Annotated in this window: 17 protein-coding genes; 9 read left to right on the top strand and 8 right to left on the bottom strand. The window is 66.7% G+C overall.

From position 1 onward, the window contains the following. Positions 1–120: 120 nt before the first annotated feature. Complete coding sequence (locus AC3WLC_RS28975) at positions 121–1,584, top strand: aldehyde dehydrogenase family protein (protein WP_493687358.1); 1,464 nt, start codon at positions 121–123, stop codon at positions 1,582–1,584. 75 nt (positions 1,585–1,659) lie between these two features. After that, positions 1,660–3,447 (top strand): thiamine pyrophosphate-binding protein, encoded by a 1,788-nt coding sequence (locus AC3WLC_RS28970; RefSeq protein WP_493687357.1) that lies wholly within the window; start codon positions 1,660–1,662, stop codon positions 3,445–3,447. A 12-nt stretch (positions 3,448–3,459) separates the two neighbouring features. Here AC3WLC_RS28970 and AC3WLC_RS28965 read toward each other — a convergent pair whose 3' ends face one another. Further along, on the bottom strand, positions 3,460–3,957 hold the full coding sequence (locus tag AC3WLC_RS28965) for a MarR family winged helix-turn-helix transcriptional regulator (protein ID WP_493687356.1): 498 nt from the start codon (positions 3,955–3,957) through the stop codon (positions 3,460–3,462). A gap of 325 nt (positions 3,958–4,282) precedes the next feature. Between AC3WLC_RS28965 and AC3WLC_RS28960 the strand changes: the two genes are divergently transcribed. The 7 genes from AC3WLC_RS28960 to AC3WLC_RS28930 all read left to right on the top strand — a co-directional run bounded on the left by AC3WLC_RS28960 (position 4,283) and on the right by AC3WLC_RS28930 (position 10,910). Then, positions 4,283–5,134, top strand: coding sequence for an ABC transporter ATP-binding protein (locus AC3WLC_RS28960; protein WP_493687355.1), 852 nt, complete (start codon positions 4,283–4,285; stop codon positions 5,132–5,134). A gap of 3 nt (positions 5,135–5,137) precedes the next feature. After that, on the top strand, positions 5,138–5,893 hold the full coding sequence (locus AC3WLC_RS28955; protein WP_493687354.1) for an ABC transporter permease: 756 nt from the start codon (positions 5,138–5,140) through the stop codon (positions 5,891–5,893). 72 nt (positions 5,894–5,965) lie between these two features. Beyond that, complete coding sequence (locus tag AC3WLC_RS28950; RefSeq protein ID WP_493687353.1) at positions 5,966–6,898, top strand: LysR family transcriptional regulator; 933 nt, start codon at positions 5,966–5,968, stop codon at positions 6,896–6,898. A gap of 170 nt (positions 6,899–7,068) precedes the next feature. Further along, entirely contained in the window at positions 7,069–8,061 is a 993-nt protein-coding gene (locus AC3WLC_RS28945; RefSeq protein WP_493687352.1) for an ABC transporter substrate-binding protein, read from the top strand. A 97-nt stretch (positions 8,062–8,158) separates the two neighbouring features. Further along, entirely contained in the window at positions 8,159–9,124 is a 966-nt protein-coding gene (locus AC3WLC_RS28940) for an ABC transporter substrate-binding protein (protein WP_493687351.1), read from the top strand. A gap of 42 nt (positions 9,125–9,166) precedes the next feature. After that, positions 9,167–9,979 carry an ABC transporter permease gene (locus tag AC3WLC_RS28935; protein ID WP_493687350.1) on the top strand — a complete coding sequence of 271 codons (813 nt, stop codon included), beginning with the start codon at positions 9,167–9,169 and terminating at the stop codon, positions 9,977–9,979. Further along, positions 9,969–10,910 (top strand): DMT family transporter, encoded by a 942-nt coding sequence (locus AC3WLC_RS28930; RefSeq protein WP_493687349.1) that lies wholly within the window; start codon positions 9,969–9,971, stop codon positions 10,908–10,910. The genes AC3WLC_RS28935 and AC3WLC_RS28930 overlap by 11 nt, the downstream gene beginning before the upstream one ends. Before the next feature lie 63 nt (positions 10,911–10,973). Here the strand turns inward: AC3WLC_RS28930 and AC3WLC_RS28925 are convergent, their stop codons facing one another. The 7 genes from AC3WLC_RS28925 to AC3WLC_RS28895 all read right to left on the bottom strand — a co-directional run bounded on the left by AC3WLC_RS28925 (position 10,974) and on the right by AC3WLC_RS28895 (position 16,691). Further along, positions 10,974–11,219, bottom strand: coding sequence for a hypothetical protein (locus AC3WLC_RS28925; RefSeq protein WP_493687348.1), 246 nt, complete (start codon positions 11,217–11,219; stop codon positions 10,974–10,976). A gap of 129 nt (positions 11,220–11,348) precedes the next feature. Then, positions 11,349–12,560: a pyridoxal phosphate-dependent aminotransferase gene (locus tag AC3WLC_RS28920; protein ID WP_493687347.1), complete on the bottom strand. Its 1,212-nt coding sequence runs from the start codon at positions 12,558–12,560 to the stop codon at positions 11,349–11,351. Between the two features lie 65 nt (positions 12,561–12,625). Then, the gene (locus tag AC3WLC_RS28915; RefSeq protein WP_493687346.1) at positions 12,626–13,603 is read right to left on the bottom strand and encodes a threonine/serine dehydratase family protein; all 978 of its coding nucleotides are present in this window, start codon (positions 13,601–13,603) and stop codon (positions 12,626–12,628) included. Position 13,604: 1 nt separating this feature from the next. Further along, positions 13,605–14,333, bottom strand: a complete 729-nt coding sequence (locus AC3WLC_RS28910; protein ID WP_493687454.1) for an amino acid ABC transporter ATP-binding protein — start codon at positions 14,331–14,333, stop codon at positions 13,605–13,607. A 57-nt stretch (positions 14,334–14,390) separates the two neighbouring features. Continuing rightward, a complete protein-coding gene (locus AC3WLC_RS28905; RefSeq protein ID WP_493687345.1) occupies positions 14,391–15,053 on the bottom strand; it encodes an amino acid ABC transporter permease in 663 nt (220 codons plus the stop codon). Between the two features lie 3 nt (positions 15,054–15,056). Next, a complete protein-coding gene (locus AC3WLC_RS28900) occupies positions 15,057–15,773 on the bottom strand; it encodes an amino acid ABC transporter permease (RefSeq protein ID WP_493687344.1) in 717 nt (238 codons plus the stop codon). Between the two features lie 42 nt (positions 15,774–15,815). Next, positions 15,816–16,691, bottom strand: coding sequence for an amino acid ABC transporter substrate-binding protein (locus AC3WLC_RS28895; RefSeq protein WP_493687343.1), 876 nt, complete (start codon positions 16,689–16,691; stop codon positions 15,816–15,818). Between the last annotated feature and the right edge of the window lie 20 nt (positions 16,692–16,711).

Here is a 16,711-nt window from a genome sequence, read left to right as displayed (position 1 = left end):
CAACCTCTCGCAACTGCGAAGTAGTTTTCCGGCATCGCGGCCAAAGCGGGAAAGTCTTTGAACGCGGCCTGTGCGTGCGCGAGTGTTCGCGCCGAGCGCACCCCTGCCGTGAGACCAGCCATGCTCGACAAGCCCGCGCCGACCGGCCGCAGCCTCTATATCGGCGGAAGCTGGCGCCATCCGCTGTCGGGACGCTATGTCGCGACGCTCAACCCCGGCACGAACGAGCCCATCTGCGATGTCGCGGAGGCCTCCGCAGCCGATGTCGATGCTGCGGTCGCGGCGGCGCGGGCGGGTTTCAGGATATGGCGCCAGGTGCCGCCGCTCGAGCGCGGGCGCATCCTGAAGGCGATCGCGGCCGTCGTCCGCGACAATGCCCGCGAACTCGCCGCGCTCGACGCCGCCAATTGCGGCAATCCGGTGCGCGAGATGATCGGTGACGCCGGTATAGCCGCGGCACAGCTCGACTTCTTCGGCGGCCTCGTCACCGAGATGAAGGGCGACACCATTCCGATGGGGCCCGATGCGATCAACCTCACGGTGCGCCAGCCGCTCGGCGTGGTCGCCCGCATCCTCGCCTTCAACCACCCCTTCATGTTCTGCGCCGGCAAGATGGCGGCGCCGCTGGCGGCCGGCAACGCCGTCATCATCAAGCCGCCGGAGCAGGCACCGCTGTCCTCGCTCAGACTGGCCGAGCTCATCGGCGGCCTGTTGCCGGAGGGCGTCCTCAGCGTCGTGCCCGGCGGGCGAGAAGCGGGCACCGCCCTCGCCTCCCATCCCGGCGTCGACAAGGTCGCGCTCATCGGCAGCGTCCAGGCCGGCCGCGCCGTGATGAAGGCGGCGAGCGACACGATCAAGCCGGTGCTGCTGGAACTCGGCGGCAAGAACGCGCTGATCGCCTTCGCCGACGCCGACCCGGAGCGGGTCGCTGCCGCAGTCGTCGCCGGCATGAACTTCACCTGGTGCGGCCAGTCCTGCGGCTCGACCAGCCGGGCCTTCATCCACCGCGACATCTACGACGCCGTGCTCGCCCGGCTGCCGGAAAAGCTGTCCGGCTTCGTGCCCGGCATTCCCACGGACGAGGCCACGACCATGGGCGCGATCGTCAGTGCGAAACAGCATGCCCGCATCCTCGATTTCATCGCCTCGGCGAAGGCTGAGGGTGCGAGGCTGGTCTGCGGTGGCCGCGTGCCGGACGATCCCAGGCTAACCAAGGGCTTCTATATCGAGCCGACGATCTTCGCCGATGTGACGCCGCAGATGCGGATCGCGCGCGAGGAGATCTTCGGCCCGGTTCTCTCCGTCATGCCCTGGAGCGACGAGGCCCAGATGCTGGAGACGGTCAACAGCGTCGAATACGGCCTGACCTGCTCGATCTGGACCAACGACCTCGTCAAGGCGCACCGCACCGCGCTGGCGGCGGAGGCCGGCTTCGTCTGGGTCAACGAGGTCGCCAAGCATTTCCTGGGCACGCCCTTCGGCGGCTGGAAGCAGTCCGGCATCGGCCGCGAGGAATGCCTCGGCGAGCTCATCGCCTTCACCCAGGAAAAGAACATCCATGTCAGCCTGAAGCTACCGGGCTGAGGCTTCAGGGACGATCGCAATCGCTGCCCAGGCAGCTGGTGCATCGTCGTTCTAAAATCCATACGAGGAAACGCCATGAACGACCTGACACTGTCCGGTATCGATGTGCCCGTTGCATCGAGCGACAATGGCATCTGGGGTAGCGACGTCGTCGCGCAGATGCTTCGGGCGCTCGACATCCCCTATCTCGCGCTGAACCCCGGCTCCAGCTTCCGCGGCCTGCACGACAGCCTCGTCAACCATCTCGGCAACCAGCAGCCGCAGATGCTGCTGTGCCTGCATGAGGAACATGCCGTCGCCGTCGCCCATGGCTACGCCAAGGTGACGGGCAAGCCGATGGGCGTCATCCTGCACAGCAATGTCGGCCTGATGCATGGCGTGATGGCGATCTACAACGCCTGGTGCGATCGCGTGCCGATGCTGATCCTCGGCGCGACCGGCCCGGTCGACGCGGCCGAGCGCAGGCCCTGGATCGACTGGCTGCACACCGCCAAGGACCAGGGCGCCCTGATCCGGCCTTATGTGAAATGGGACGACCAGCCCGTCTCGGTGGCGGCCACGATCGACGCGCTGATCCGCGCGACCAACCTCACGCGCAGTGCGCCGCAGGCCCCGACCTATGTCTGCCTCGATGTCTCGATGCAGGAGAAGCGGCTCGAGGAGATGCCGCCTCTCCCTGACCCGAAACGCTTCGCCGTGGCTTCGCCGAGCGCCCCGGCCGCCGCCGAGATCAGGCGAGCAGCGGAGCTGCTACGGAACGCGAAGACGCCGCTCATCCTGTTCGGCCGGATGTCGCGCTCGGAAGGCGACTGGGGCCGCCGCGTCGCACTCGCCGAGCATCTCGGCGCTGCCGTCCTCACCGACATCAAGACTGCAGCCGTCTTCCCGACGGAGCACCCGCTGCACGCGGCCAAGCCGTCCTTCTTCCTCGATGCGCAGGCGGTCGACGCCATCCGCGCCGCTGACGTCATCCTCGCCTTCGACTGGGTCGATCTCGGCGGCACCCTGCGCCAGGCCGACAGCACCCTGTCGGCCCGCGTCATCAACGTCTCCCTGGACCACCATCTCCACAATGGCTGGAGCATGGATCACCAGGCGCTCGCACCAGCCGATCTCCATCTCGCCGCCGATCCCGATGCGACCATGCACCTGATCGCTGACGAGCTGGGAGCCGGCTCCGGCTCAGCGCCGGCCATCCTCCCCACCTTGCCGGCGCTGACCTTCGACGGCGAACGCCCGCTGGACGTCGTCTCGCTCGCCGCAGCCATGGGCGAGGCACTGCGGGACGAGGTGATCAGCCTGGTCCGCCTGCCGCTCGGCTGGGCCACCGAGGCCTGGCACTTTCGACACCCGCTCGACTATCTCGGCATCGATGGTGGAGCCGGCATCGGCTCGGGGCCAGGCATGCTGATCGGCGCGGCGCTGGCGCTCAAGGGCTCGGGCCGGCTCCCGGTGGCGGTCCTGGGCGACGGCGACACCATGATGGCAGCCTCCGCCTTGTGGACGGCGGCGCATTACAAGCTGCCCTTCGTCGCGATCGTCTCGAATAACCGCTCCTTCTACAATGACGAGATCCATCAGGAGCGCGTTGCGAAGCAGCGCCAGCGGCCGGTCGAGAACAAGTGGATCGGCCAGCGCATCGACGAGCCCGATATCGACATCGCCGCGATCGCCAGGGCCCAGGGTCTCACAGGCATCGGTCCGGTCCGGACAGTCGCTGCGCTGCGTGACGCGGTCGCCGAGGCCGTGAAGGCAGCCAAGGCCGGCGCATCGGTCCTGATCGATGCCCGGGTCATGCCAGGCTACAACCCGGCGATGGCCGCCGGCATGACGCGCCATGCCGGGCAAACGCCGAAGGGCTGAACGAGGAACTGCTCAGACGGCCTCGTCAGGATCAGGCACATCGGCAAGATTGCGCTGGACTGCGGCGAGATAGCCGAGAAAACGGGCCTTATCCTCCGGCGTGAAGCCGGCCGTCGCCTTGTGGACGACCTCCTGCGCCAGCGGCAGGAGCTCGCCCCTGAGCGCGTGGCCCTTCGGCGTCAGCAGCACATGCAGCTTGCGCCGATCCTGCAGATCGCGTTCGCGGCTGACGAGGCCTGCCTTCTCCATGGCGGCCAGCGCGGTCAGCGTCGTCGGCTCCATCGTGCCGATCCGGCGGGACAATTCGCGCTGGGTCAGCCCATCCTCCTGCCAGAGAGCTCGCAGGAAATACCACATGCCGGTGGTGACGCCGTGCGGCTCGATCTTGCTCTGCAGATAGCGCTGGGTCGCGCGGTTCGCCATCCGCAGCTGGTAGCCAACACTGCTCTCGAACGGCAGACCGTGCGCCATTTCGGGCGGCCTGCCATCCTCGTCGCCTGTCGTCGCCACGATCGCCTTGTCTCCGAATATCAGGGCCGGCCAAATATAGGTGGCAATGACGCCCCCGATAGCCCGCCCCACCTGCCCATCCTGAAAAGTTTGACTGGCCAAGCAAGATAATCTTGGACCTTGCCCGCGCCGCGTCACTAACGTGGCGGCTGCGTAGGCTGCGGACTCCAACGAAGACGGCTGCGCGAGGGAAGGATGACATGCCGCCGACTCAGTCGGGCTTCCGCCGCTTCAGGCGCCTTCGTGCCGGGCGCCGTTCAACTGCTGGCGCAGTTGCACAAGGGGCGAGGCGATGAGCGACGGCCAGCCAAGGGATGAGCACACAATGCCCGCTGCGGCCGCCAAACTGCGTCTTGCCGAGACCGTGAAGGAGGCCGACCTGGTCATCGACGGCGTGACGATGCGGTTCGAGACGCGCGAGGGCGCCGTCACCGCCGTCGACGACATGTCGTTCTCGGTCGAACGCGGCGAGTTCGTCTCGATCATCGGTCCGTCGGGGTGCGGCAAGTCGACCGTCTTCAACATCCTGGGCGGGCTGGTGCGCGGCTACGAGGGCAAGGTCAGCGTCGGCGGCGACCTGATCTCGGGCCCGCATCCGTCGATTGGCATGGTCTTCCAGGAGGAATCGACCTTTCCCTGGCGGACGGTGCTCGACAACGTCGCCTTTCCGCTCGAGGTCAAGGGCGTACGCAAGGCCGAGCGCCACGAGAGGGCGCGGCACTTCATTGACATGGTCGGCCTGAACGGCTTCGAGCAGCGCTACCCGGCCGAGCTCTCCGGCGGCATGCGCCAGCGCGTCGCCATTGCCCGCACGCTGGTGTTCGAGCCAAAGATCCTGCTGATGGACGAGCCCTTCGCCGCGCTGGACGAGCAGACCCGCCTGCTGCTCGGCGACAAGGTCCTGAAAATTCAGGAGGAGTTGAAGCAGACCACCCTGCTGATCACCCACAATATCACCGAGGCCGTGCAGCTCTCCGACCGGGTCATCATCATGACCTTCCGCCCCGGCAAGGTGAAGCGCATCGTCGACATCCGGCTGCCACGGCCGCGCACGGGCGATGTCGTCGGCAGCGAGGCCTTCGGCCGCCATGTCGCCGAGATCTGGAACGATCTGCGCGAAGAGGCCTCGCGCGGCATGGCCGAATCCGAGGCGGGTGCCCGCCGCAGGAAGGCTTGAGCCATGCGGCTCGCTGCGATCCCGCCGCTTGCGATCGGCCTTGCCACGGTCGGCCTCGCCCTGGGAGTGGTCGAGATCCTGCTGCTGCTCGGCCTCCTCAACCAGTTCGTCATCCCCTTGCCCTCGGCGGTGCTCGGCAGCTTCGGCCGGCTGTTCGCCGAGGAACAGTTGCTGGAGCGGTTGATGATGACGGGCAGCGAGGCGCTGGCCGCAAGCGTGCTCGTCTCGATCGTCGGCATCTCGCTCGGGGTGCTGCTCTACAAGGTCCGCATTCTCGCACTCGCGACCGAGCCCTGGGTGGCGGCCGTGGCGGCCGCCCCGGTGGTGCTGGCCTATCCGCTTTTCCTCGTCATCTTCGGGCGCAGCGCCGCCACGATCATCGCGATGGGCTTCGTGGCCGGGCTCGCTCCGGTCATCCTGAAGACGCTGGAAGGGCTGAAGGGCGTCAGGAAGAGCCTGATCAATGTCGGGCTGAGCTACAATCTCACGCCCTCGCAGCAGTTCTGGAAGATCGAATTCCCGGCGGCCATCCCGACCATTTTCGTCGGCGTTCGCCTCGGGCTCGTCTTCGCGCTGATCAATCTGATCGGCGTCGAGTTCCTGATCAATTTCGGCGGGCTCGGCCAGTTGATCAACGATCTGGCGGAGCGCTACGACCTCGCCGGCGTCTTTGCGACGATCGTCTTCGTCATCCTCGTCAGCGTCGTCATTTTCGCAGGGCTCGAGCGCATGGAGCGCTGGTTCCGGCCCGGGCGCTAGCGGCAGGCCGCGCCTTGTCGCGACTGCCAGCGCACCGCATGATGACCTCCAAGAAGACAAGCCCGGGAGGCCGTGATCAATCTCCGTCAGCTTCGCTATTTCGTCGGAATCGCCGAGGTCGGGAACATCACCAAGGCGGCGGAGCAGCTCAATGTGGCGCAACCTGCCCTGGGCCTGCAGATCCGGCAGCTCGAGCAGAACCTCCAGACGGAACTTCTGCTGCGCCATTCGCGCGGCGTCGTGCTGACGCAGGCGGGCGAGCTGCTGCTGGAGCGCGCAAGGCGCATCCTGCAGGAGGTCGAGGACGCCAGGCGCGATGTTCGGGCACTGGCCGGGAACGATCAGGAAATGCTGACGATTGGGCTGACGCCGAGCATCATGCTCCAGATCGGCCCCGATCTGCTGATCGACGCCAAGAACGGCATACCCTCGGTCGCGCTCAGCCTGGTCGAGGAATTGAGCCACGTGCTCATCGCCGCGATGGAGCGCGGCGAGCTGAACGCCGCCTTTGCCTATGGCGTCGACCAGCCGCGCCCGGGCATCGAGCGGACGGCTCTGTTCGAAGAGGAACTGGTGCTCATCCGGCCGATCGCCGACGAGCCGCTGCCGGAGACGGTGACCCTCGCCGAGGCCCTGAGCCATGATCTCGTGCAGGCCGGGGAGCGCGACATGGTCCAGCAGCTGCTCAAGGCAGCCGCCGAGAAATTCTCGCTGCCGCTGCGCATCGTCTACGAGGCTCAATCCGTCCCGGCCATGCGCGCGCTCGTCGTGCGCGGCGTGGCGGCGAGCGTGATGCCGTATGGTACGGCGATCGAGGAGCTGCGCGCCGGCAAGCTCGCCATGCAGCGCATCTCGGACCAGCCGCCGAAGCGGACGCTCTACCTGATCAGACCGGGGAACGCGCCGGCGTTCCGTCAGCAGGAGGCGGTCGACCGCTTCTTCGCCTCGGTCACCGAACACCTGCTGGAATCGCTGGGCTCGCTCGCCCGCCGCGTCGGCTCCTGAGCCGCTCCCATACGGGCGACGTCTTGTTCTCATTTCGCGGAAGTCTTTGTGCCGCCGCCCGGCGCGGCGCACTCTGCCACAAAATGAGGGCGCGCCCGACGCGCCGGAGCACGCGGCGATCAGGTTACTACGCAACCTGATCGGATCCGGCTCTAGCTGGGAGGAATTGCGTGTCGGATCTGCGCCTGTCCATCGCCATCGGCGACTATGATCGCAACCGCCCCCTGCTCGATGGGGCGGTCCAGATCGACGGTGTCGACCCCGTCTTCATGAAGCTGGTGCCGGAGGAAATCTTCTTCCGCGCCTTCCGCCATGCCGAGTTCGACGTCTGCGAAGCGTCGCTGTCGAGTTTCACCCTCAAGACGGCGCGCGGCGACAGCCCCTATGTCGGCGTTCCCGCCTTCCTGTCGCGCGCCTTCCGCCACACCGGCATCTTCATCAGGACCGATCGCGGCATCGCGCGTCCGGAGGATCTCAGGGGCAAGCGCATCGGCTGCCCGGAATACCAGCTCACCGCCTGTGTCTGGATCCGCGCCATCCTCGAAAATGACTATGGCGTGAAGCCGAGCGATGTGACCTGGGTTCGCGGAGGTCTGGAGCAACCCGGCCGCGCCGAGAAGATCAGTATCGAGCTTCCGCCGGAGATCACGGTCGAGCCGGCGCCGGCCGACCGCTCGCTCAACGAGATGCTGATGGCCGGCGAGATCGACGCCTATATCGGGCCGCGGTCACCGCCGGCCTTCGATGCCGGTCACCCGAAGATCGCGCGCCTGTTCCCGGATCCGACCGCCGCCGCGTCGGACTATTATCGCCGCACCCGCATCTTCCCGATCATGCATGTGCTGTGCGTACGCCGCAGCATCGCCGAGGCCCAGCCTTGGCTGCCGGCCGCATTGCTGAAGGCCTTCGAGCAGTCCAAGGCCGCCGCTCTCGCCAAGCTCTCGGACACATCCGCTACCAAGATCACGCTGCCTTTCGTGGAGGAGCAATTGCAGGCGGCGCGCACCCTGATGGGCCAGGATTTCTGGTCCTATGGTGTCGGCCCCAATCGCCATGCGCTGGAGGCGTTCCTCGAGGCCCATCATAGCCAGGGACTGTCCTCACGGCGGCTTGCCGTCGACGAGCTCTTCCATTCCAGCACGCTGGAGGCCTTCAAGATCTGAGGGAGGCGCGCAATCTCCAGAGTTTCCACTTCGCCACAGAAGCGAAGGCAAGACGACGCAGGCCAGCCGCACCGAGCTGGCGCCACGGGAGGACAGGATGACGACGTTCAAGACGGTCATGTCGACGCTTGCGGCACTCGGCTTCGCGCTCTCGATCGCGCAGGACGCCGCGGCCCAGGACAAGCTCAAGCTGGCGATCGGCCAGCGCGGCAACTGGGATACCTCGGTGTCCGAGATCGGCACGAGGCTCGGCATCTTCAAGAAGCACAATCTCGAGCTCGAGATGCTCTACACCCAGGGCGGCGGCGAGACCCAGCAGGCCGTGCTCTCCAACAGTGTCGACATCGGCGTCGCCGGCGGCATCATGGGTGCGCTCTCGGCCTATTCGAAGGGTGCGCCGATCCGCATCATCGGCGCCGAGACCACCGGGGCGAAGGACCTCTACTGGTACGTCAAAAGCGATTCTCCGGTGAAGGCGCTCAAGGACCTGCAGAACCACACGGTCTCGTTCTCGACCAATGGCTCGTCGACCCATGGCGTCGTCAACGCCTTCATCAAGGAGAACAGCCTCAAGATCCGGCCGACCGCCACCGGCGGCCCGGCGCCGACGCTGACCCAGGTGATGTCCGGCCAGATCGATGTCGGCTGGGCCGCCCCGCCCTTTGGCCTGCCTCAGCTCGACAAGGGCGAGATCCGCGTCGTCGCGACCGGCAACGACACCCAGACCTTCAAGGGCCAGACGGTCCGTCTGCTGATCACCAACACCAGCGTGCTCCAGAACAAGAAGGCCGTCATCGATCGCTACATGGCCGCCTATCGCGAGACCGTCGACGCTATGTATTCCAGCGATGCGGCGATCAAGGCCTATGCCGATTTCGTCGGGATTCCGGAGACCATCGCCAAGCGCACGCGGGACGATTTCTTCCCGAAGGAGGCGCTCGACCCGGACAAGATCGTGGGCCTCGACGCCATCGTTCCCGATGCGGTGGCGCTGAAATACACCGCCCAGCCCTTGACCAAGGATCAGCTCGCCGAGCTGATTCAGATTCCGCCGCGCAAGTGAGCCTGCCCATCGACGGCCTCGTCCAGCTGGAGTGACGACGCGATGACGACAACGACCCTCGCCCATCCGCAAAGCCGCCCGGCCAGGATGGGCCAGGCGCGGGCGGTTCTGCTGACCCGGGTCGGCATCATCCTGGCGCTCTTGGCGATCTGGGAGGTGACGGCGCGCTCGGGGCTGCTTTATCGCGATGTCGTGCCGTCGCTGCTGCTCATCATCCGGGCGCTCGCCCATCTCCTGATCGAGCCGACCTTCTATGCCAATCTCGGCGTCACTGCCGGCGAGGTCGCGCTGGCGATCCTCATCGGCGGCGGCGCCGGGGTCGCCGTCGGCATCCTGCTCGGAAGCAATCGCTTCCTGCAGCGCGCCTATGAGCCGCTGCTGCACTACCTCGGGCCGACCCCGAAGATCATCTTCTTCCCGCTGCTGATCATGTGGTTCGGCGTCGGGCCGGGTTCCAAGGTCTCGATGGGGGCGCTGTCCTCGTTCTTTCCGGTCGCGATCAGCGTCGCCGCGGCGATGCGCGAGATCGATACCGTGCTGATCCGGGTCGGCCTCAGCTTCCGGCTCAATGTCGGCCAGATGATCTGCAAGATCTACCTGCCCGCGATGCGCGCACCGGTCATCAACGGCCTGCGCATCGGGCTTGGCGTCGCCATCATCGGCACGCTGCTGGCCGAGACCAAACTCGCCAATCAGGGGCTCGGCTACGCCGTGATCCAGACCTATGCGACCTTCGACATGCCGCGCATGTATGCGCTGCTGATCGTCGTCTTCCTGCTGGCCGTCGGCGTGAACGTGGTGCTCGGACGCTACACAGAGCTGCGCAGCACCAGGCGCCCCTCGGATGCGCACTGAACCTGCCGGCGGGACGATCCCGGCCACGAAGCAGCAGGCGGGCATCCCACGCGCAGCCTATTGGCTGGCAATGCTTCCGCCCTTGTTCTGGTCGGGCAATTTCCTGATAGCGCGGCTGATGCGCGAGGCCATTCCGCCCGTGCAGATGTCGTTCTGGCGCTGGAGTCTGGCCCTTCTCATCCTTGCGCCGTTCTGCTGGCGGCCGATCGCCAGCTCCTGGCCGCGCATCCGCAGCAACCTGCCATTCCTCGCGCTGCTCGGCGCGATCGGCGTGACCGCTTTCAACTGCTTCGTCTATGCGGCGCTGCGCCATACGCCGGTCGCCAATGCGGCACTGGTCAATTCCCTCCTGCCCGTCGTCACCTTCACACTCGCCTATCTGATCCTGAACCAGGGCCTGACGCGGCGACAGCTTGCCGGGATCGCGCTCTCGCTCTGCGGCGCGGTTCTGGTGATTTGCCGCGGGGACCCGCGGATGCTGCTGAGCGTCGCGCTCAACCGGGGTGACATTCTGGTCTTCGCCGGCATGAGCTGTTGGGCGCTGTACACCGTGCTGATCCGCTGGCGACCGACGGGCCTCCCGCCGATGGCATTTCTCGGCGTGACCGTATTCTTCGGCGTCCTGTTCCATTTGCCGGCCGTCGCCTGGGAATACGCAGCGCAAGGCGGCTTCCGGCTCACCATGGCGACCGCCGGCGCGCTGATTTATTTCGCGGTCTTCCCCTCGATCCTTGCCTATATCTTCTGGAACCGCTCGGTCACGACGCTCGGTCCCGGCAGGACCGGCATGTTCATGCACCTCCTGCCGCCGACCAGCGCTGTGCTGGGCTTCATCGTGCTCGGCGAGCGGATCGCCTGGTTCCACTTCGCGGGCTTCGCCATCATCGTTCTCGGCATCTGGCTGGTCACGTCAGCGCCCCGCCAGGCGTAAGCCAAGGCGCCCGTTACTCTCGGTATCCGGGCGCAGCGCCTACCGACGAGCCCTTTTTCCGTCTCAGCGGCGGCTGCCCGAAAGCCGGCCCTGATGCCCACTGGACAGGAAACGCATGAACGCTGGCGGAATCTCGATATAGCCGAGAGCTTCCTGGCGGATATCGAAATCCGCGATTGCCTCGGTCAGCATCTCGAACTCCCGCTCGCCATCGGAGCCCCGCGAGGACGAGATCAGCTGTGCAGCTCGCAGCACAGCAGCTTTCCGCTGTTCATAAGACGAGATCACTACGGCGTCGGCGTTGGGCATGACACCACCTCATCGCTACGCAACTCACATCCGCTACGCTAGCGACCCGACCGCTGGAATGCGAGTCGCTTATGCGCCGATGCCATTGAGCCGTCGTATTGGCGCGCAGCGGTGCTGCCGCACACTCATTCAGGGTCTGTATCGTTCAACCATCTCGACGATCCGGCGTGCAGCATCCAGCGCTGCGCTCCGGTCCTGCGAGAAGTTCAGGCGGATGCTGTGCGGATGCGGGCCGAACTCCGTCCCCGGCGTCACGATCACGTTCGCCTGCTGGCGAAGCAGCCGGACGAAGTCGAGCGGCGCAACGCGCAGGGCCGGCAGGGTCGGGAATACGTAGCTTCCGGCCTGCGGGCGCCGGGTCGGGAAGCCGGCCTCGGCGAAGATCGCCAGCAGATCGTCGCGGATGCGCTGATGGTCGCTCACCCGCTGCTCCATCCAGCCTGCCGGCTCGGCGAACCAGGAGCGCAGCACTGCCTGATTGTAGCCCGCCGCCCGTAGCGACACGATCGCCTGCAGCTTCTCCATCCGGTCGATGATCGCCGGCGCGCCGAAGGCGACGCCGAGCCGGTAGCCGCTCAGCGACTCCGTCTTGGACGGGCCCATGATCGTCACGCATTGCTCGTCGGGAAGGCCGCTCGCGCGGATATGCGTATAGCTTTCGCCGTCATAGCGCAGGCGGGAGTAGAGCTGGTCGGCGACGACCGTGACGCCGTAGCGCTTGGCCAGGTCTGTGATCCGCCCGATCTCGCGCTGCGAGTAGACCGCTCCGGTCGGGTTGTTGGGGTTGGAAAAGACGAAGACCTTCGCGCCGGCCACGAAGGCCGCCTCCAGTGCCGACAGGTCGAGGCCGGCTCCTTCGCCACCGCCGAGATAGTCCATCGCGACCGGCATGACCTCGCCGCCGAGAAACTGCACCAGCTTGCGGTTGGCGAAATAGTCCGGCTGGACGATCGCGACCTTGTCGCCTGGGGCGACGGTCGCGGCCATCGCCAGGAACAGCGCGCCCTGCGTGCCGGGCGTGACGATGAGGCCGGCATCGGTCGAGACCGGGGCGCCAGTGAAGGCCTCGAGCCGCATCGCCAGCTCGGCGCGGATGTCCGCTGAGCCGCGATATTCGGTGTAGGCTTGGCGCCCGCCGATCCGCACCGCCTCGGCGAAGCGCTCCATGGCGTCCGGCGGCGGCGGGAAGGCGTCGACATCGCCATGCGAGAAGTCGACGGCGCGGCCCGGCAGCGCCTCCCCAATCATCAGGGCCCGGGTGTCGGCATCCGAGCGCCGCACCTCCTGCCCCGGTGCGTTGTCGGTCGAGAGGGCTGCGAACTTGTTGGCGAGCGAAGACATGGCGTTTCCTGTTGACGGCTCGATGAGCGAGGCTTGGTGTTCGGTCGGTGAGGCTCGGGCGGCGCTCAGTGGGGCCCGAGCGCCCTGCGGAAAACGTCCGGCTCGACATTGCCGCCGGAGAGCAGCACGACGGTACGCCGCCCGCGCAACGCTTCGGGCCGCGCCAGTAGCGCCGCCAGGGCGACGGCCCCGCCAGGCTCGACGACGAGGCGGAGATGCTCGAAGGCGAAGCGGATGGCGGCGAGCACCTCGTCATCCGAGGCCGTCAGCACCCGCGACAGCTTGCGACGGTTGAAGGAGAACGGCATTTCGGCCGGCGTCGGTGCCAACAGCGCGTCGCAGAGCGAGCCGGAGAGGCGTTCGTTGACCTCGCGCTTGCCGCTCGCGAGCGAGCGCCTGGTATCGTCGAAATCCTCGGGCTCGGCCGCCCAGAGTTCCGCCCGCGAGCCTGCCGCCTCCATGGCGAGCCCCGTTCCGGCGGCGAGCCCGCCGCCTCCGCAGGGCACGATCACAAGATCGACCGTGCCGTCTGCCTGCTCGGAGGCTTCGAGGAAGGCCGTGCCCTGGCCGGCGATGACGAAGCGGTCGTCGCCCGGCGGCACGACCGCCACCGGCATGCGTGCGGCGATCCGCGCCGCGATCTCTTCGCGCGATTGCCTGCCGCGCTCGTAGAGCACGACCTCGCCCTCGTTCTCGCGCACCTTGGCGATCTTGTTGGCGGGGGCGTCGCTCGGCATGACGATGGTCGCGCGGATGTCGAGCATCCGGCCCACTGTCGCGACCGCCTGGCCGTGATTGCCGGTCGAGTAGGCGACGACACCGCCGGGGAACGCCGCGCGATCAAGGCGGTGCAGTCGGTTATAGGCGCCGCGGAACTTGAAGGCGCCGGAGCGCTGCAGGTTCTCGCATTTGAGCAGGATCTCGCCACCGGTCAGCTGGTCGAGGGCGGGCGAGTGTAGCAGCGGCGTGCGGACCGCCACGGGCTGCAGGACGCGCGCGGCGTCGAGGACGTCGTCGGGGCTCGGCAGGGGCATGTCGGTCATGTCAGTGGGCCAGGATGCGCGACAGGAAGAGGCGAGCGCGTTCCGAGGCCGGCTCGGCGAAGAAGCGCACGGTTTCGGCGACCTCGACGATCTCGCCCTGGTCCATGAAGACGACCCGGTCGGCGGCGGCCTTGGCGAAGCCCATTTCGTGGGTGACGACGACCATGGTCATGCCCTCGCGGGCGAGCTCGAGCATCACCGCCAGCACCTCGCCGATCATCTCCGGATCCAGGGCGGAGGTCGGCTCGTCGAACAGCATGGCGACCGGGTCCATGGCCAGCGCCCGGACGATGGCGATGCGCTGCTGCTGCCCGCCCGAGAGCTGCGCCGGATAGGCCGCTTCCTTGTCGGCGAGACCGACACGCCGAAGCAGGCGGCGGGCCTTGTCCTGCGCTTCGTCACGGCTACGCTTGAGTACGTGGATCTGCGCCAGGCAGATGTTCTCCAGCACCGTGAGGTGCGGGTAGAGCTCGAAGTGCTGGAACACCATGCCGACCCGCGCACGGACCCTGGCGGCTGCCGCGGACTTCGACGGGAGATCCTCGCCGTCGATCGCGATGCGGCCCGCCTGGACCGGCTCGATCCCGTTGATGCATTTGACGAAGGTGCTCTTGCCTGAGCCCGACGGCCCGCAGATCACCACGACTTCGCCGCGCGCGACATCGAGGCTGCAGTTCCGCAGGACCGGCACGTCGCCATAGCTCTTGGACAATCCTTCGATCCGTATCATCTCGACCATGTCGTTCATGCTGTCCCGCGGTTGCGAGGGAATGGGGCGCCGGCGACGCTAACGCGCACGCTGCCGGTCGCTGCTCAGGCGCTGCGCCAGGGTGCTGCCGGCGGTGCAGAGGGCGAAGTAGACGAGCGCGGCGAACACATAGAGCTCGACGATGCGGTTCTGGGTGTTCGCGACGATGCTGGCCGAGGTCATGAAGTCGTGGAGGGACACGACATAGACCAGCGACGTATCCTGGAAGAGCACGACGCCCTGCGTGACCATCAGCGGCGCCATCTTGCGCAGCGCCTGCGGCAGCACGACGAGCCGGACCGCCTGGAGATAGGTCATGCCGGAGGCCTGCGCGGCCTGCCACTGCCCCGGCCGGACGCTATTCAGGCCGGCCCGGATGATCTCGGAATAATAGGCCCCCTCGAACATGACGAAGGCGATCAGCACCGAGTAGAGCGCGCCGACCGGCCGGCCGAGCAGGAGCGGCACCAGGAAATAGAACCAGAAGATCACCAGGATCAGCGGAACGGCCCTGAAGCCGTTCACATAGAGCGCGGCGAGCATCGCCAGGACGCGGAAGCGCGAGAGGCGGACGATGGCGATGACCAGGCCCAGCGCCAGGCCGCCGATCATGGCGATGGCAGTCAGCCCGAGGCTGAGGCCGAGCCCCTTCGCCAGGAAAGGCAGAGCGCCCAGAATGACGGAGATGTCGAAGCCGGACATTGCTCATCCCCTCGCGGTCGGACCGGGGATCGAGACCCTGCGCTCGATGACCGCCATCAGCGTCGTCACCATCAGGGCGATCGTCATGTAGACGACGGTCGCGGCGGTGAAGGCCTCGAAGCCCTGATAGGTGAAGCTCTGGATCTGCTGGGTCTGCGCCGTCAGCTCGTAGACGCCGATCGTCAGCGCGATCGAGGAGTTCTTGAAGATCGTCAGGAATTCCGAGGTCAGCGGCGGAACGACGATCCTGAAGGCCTGAGGCAGCAGGACGAGCCGATAGGCCTGCACGGTGGAAAGCCCCGAGGCGCGCGCCGCCATCGACTGGCCGTGGGGCACGGCGGCGATGCCGGCGGCGACCTGGACCGCGACGCGCGAGGCGGTGAACAATCCCAGCGCCACGATCGCCGTCACGACTTCGGGATAGGGCAGCTCCCGCTTCAGCCATGTCCCCGCGGCCTTCGGCAGCAGCTCGGGCACCACGAAGAACCAGAGGAACATCTGCAGGAGCAGCGGCACGTTCCGGAACAGGTTGATATAGGAGCCTGTGGCGAGGCGCACCACGCCGGAAGCACCGCTGTGAAAGATGCCGATCAGCGTCCCGAGGCTGAGTGCGATGACCCAGGCTGCGATCGAGACCGCCAGCGTCATGACGATGCCCTGGCCGAGCCACTCCAGATAGGGGGACTGGACGAGGACGCCCCAGTTCCATGCGTAGTTCATGGCGTACTCTTCCCCGCCCTGCCCCGAAGCTCCCGCCCCGCCTCACTCGGGGATCCCGATGATCTGGAAGGTGGTCGCCAGCGGTGCCGAGAGCGGCACGCCCAGTGGCTCGAACCAGGTCTGGTAGACCTTCTGAAGCTCGCCTTCGCGCGCCAGCCGGGCGAGCGTCGCATTGACCAGAGACAGGAACACCGTGCTGTTCTTCTGAACGAGGAAGCCGTAGCTGTCGTAGGAGAGCGGCTTGCCGACGACCTCGTAGTCTGTGGACGACGGCGCCTTGCTGCGAAGCCCGAACAGCAGGATGTCGTCGGTCGAGAATGCGTCGACGCGGTCGGTCGACAGGGCAAGGAAACCCTCCGAATTGTCCCGCACCGGCACGATCCGGATGTTCAGCTTGTCGCGCTCGATAATGGATTTGATCAGGCGCTCGGGGACCGAGTTGATCGGCAGGGCGATCGACTTGCCCTTGAGGTCGGCGAGCTCGGCGATGCCGGACTTCGACTTCACCAGGAGCCGCGTCGAGGAGATGAAGAAGGGGCTTGAGAAATCGACCTGTGCCTGGCGCCCGATCGTGTTGACCGCCGACTCGCAGGAGATGTCGACGGTGCCGTTGGCGACCAGCGGGATGCGATTCTGCAGATTGACCGGTACCCATTTGATCTCGAGATCGGGCAGGCCGAGGGCCGTTTTCACGGTCGCCGCGACTTTGATGCAGAGATCGGTCGAATAGCCGGTCGGCTTCCCCTGCGCGTCGATATAAGAGAAGGGAATCGACGCCTCGCGATAGCCGATCGAGATCGACTTCTTCGCTTTGATCCGGTCGATCACGGCGTCCGTCGCTTGCGCTCGCGCCGCCGACGCCACTCCCAGTGCCAGGCTGACGCCGATGGCGGCCAGCCCCAAGATCCTGCCCTTCATGTCCCGCTCCATTATCGTTG

The organism is Allobosea sp. GW821-FHT03A12 (assembly GCF_058986765.1).
Note: the sequence above shows the minus strand (reverse complement) of the source record. Positions and strands in the feature narration are given on the sequence as shown.

Bases quoted from the DNA above. Each gene is read 5' to 3' on its own strand.
- AC3WLC_RS28975 (WP_493687358.1), top strand. From the start codon at position 121: ATGCTCGACAAGCCCGCGCCGACCGGCCGCAGCCTCTATATCGGCGGA.
- AC3WLC_RS28970 (WP_493687357.1), top strand. From the start codon at position 1,660: ATGAACGACCTGACACTGTCCGGTATCGATGTGCCCGTTGCATCGAGC.
- AC3WLC_RS28960 (WP_493687355.1), top strand. From the start codon at position 4,283: ATGCCCGCTGCGGCCGCCAAACTGCGTCTTGCCGAGACCGTGAAGGAG.
- AC3WLC_RS28955 (WP_493687354.1), top strand. From the start codon at position 5,138: ATGCGGCTCGCTGCGATCCCGCCGCTTGCGATCGGCCTTGCCACGGTC.
- AC3WLC_RS28940 (WP_493687351.1), top strand. From the start codon at position 8,159: ATGACGACGTTCAAGACGGTCATGTCGACGCTTGCGGCACTCGGCTTC.
- AC3WLC_RS28935 (WP_493687350.1), top strand. From the start codon at position 9,167: ATGACGACAACGACCCTCGCCCATCCGCAAAGCCGCCCGGCCAGGATG.
- AC3WLC_RS28930 (WP_493687349.1), top strand. From the start codon at position 9,969: ATGCGCACTGAACCTGCCGGCGGGACGATCCCGGCCACGAAGCAGCAG.
- AC3WLC_RS28925 (WP_493687348.1), bottom strand. From the start codon at position 11,219: ATGCCCAACGCCGACGCCGTAGTGATCTCGTCTTATGAACAGCGGAAA.
- AC3WLC_RS28920 (WP_493687347.1), bottom strand. From the start codon at position 12,560: ATGTCTTCGCTCGCCAACAAGTTCGCAGCCCTCTCGACCGACAACGCA.
- AC3WLC_RS28915 (WP_493687346.1), bottom strand. From the start codon at position 13,603: ATGACCGACATGCCCCTGCCGAGCCCCGACGACGTCCTCGACGCCGCG.
- AC3WLC_RS28910 (WP_493687454.1), bottom strand. From the start codon at position 14,333: ATGATACGGATCGAAGGATTGTCCAAGAGCTATGGCGACGTGCCGGTC.
- AC3WLC_RS28905 (WP_493687345.1), bottom strand. From the start codon at position 15,053: ATGTCCGGCTTCGACATCTCCGTCATTCTGGGCGCTCTGCCTTTCCTG.
- AC3WLC_RS28900 (WP_493687344.1), bottom strand. From the start codon at position 15,773: ATGAACTACGCATGGAACTGGGGCGTCCTCGTCCAGTCCCCCTATCTG.
- AC3WLC_RS28895 (WP_493687343.1), bottom strand. From the start codon at position 16,691: ATGAAGGGCAGGATCTTGGGGCTGGCCGCCATCGGCGTCAGCCTGGCA.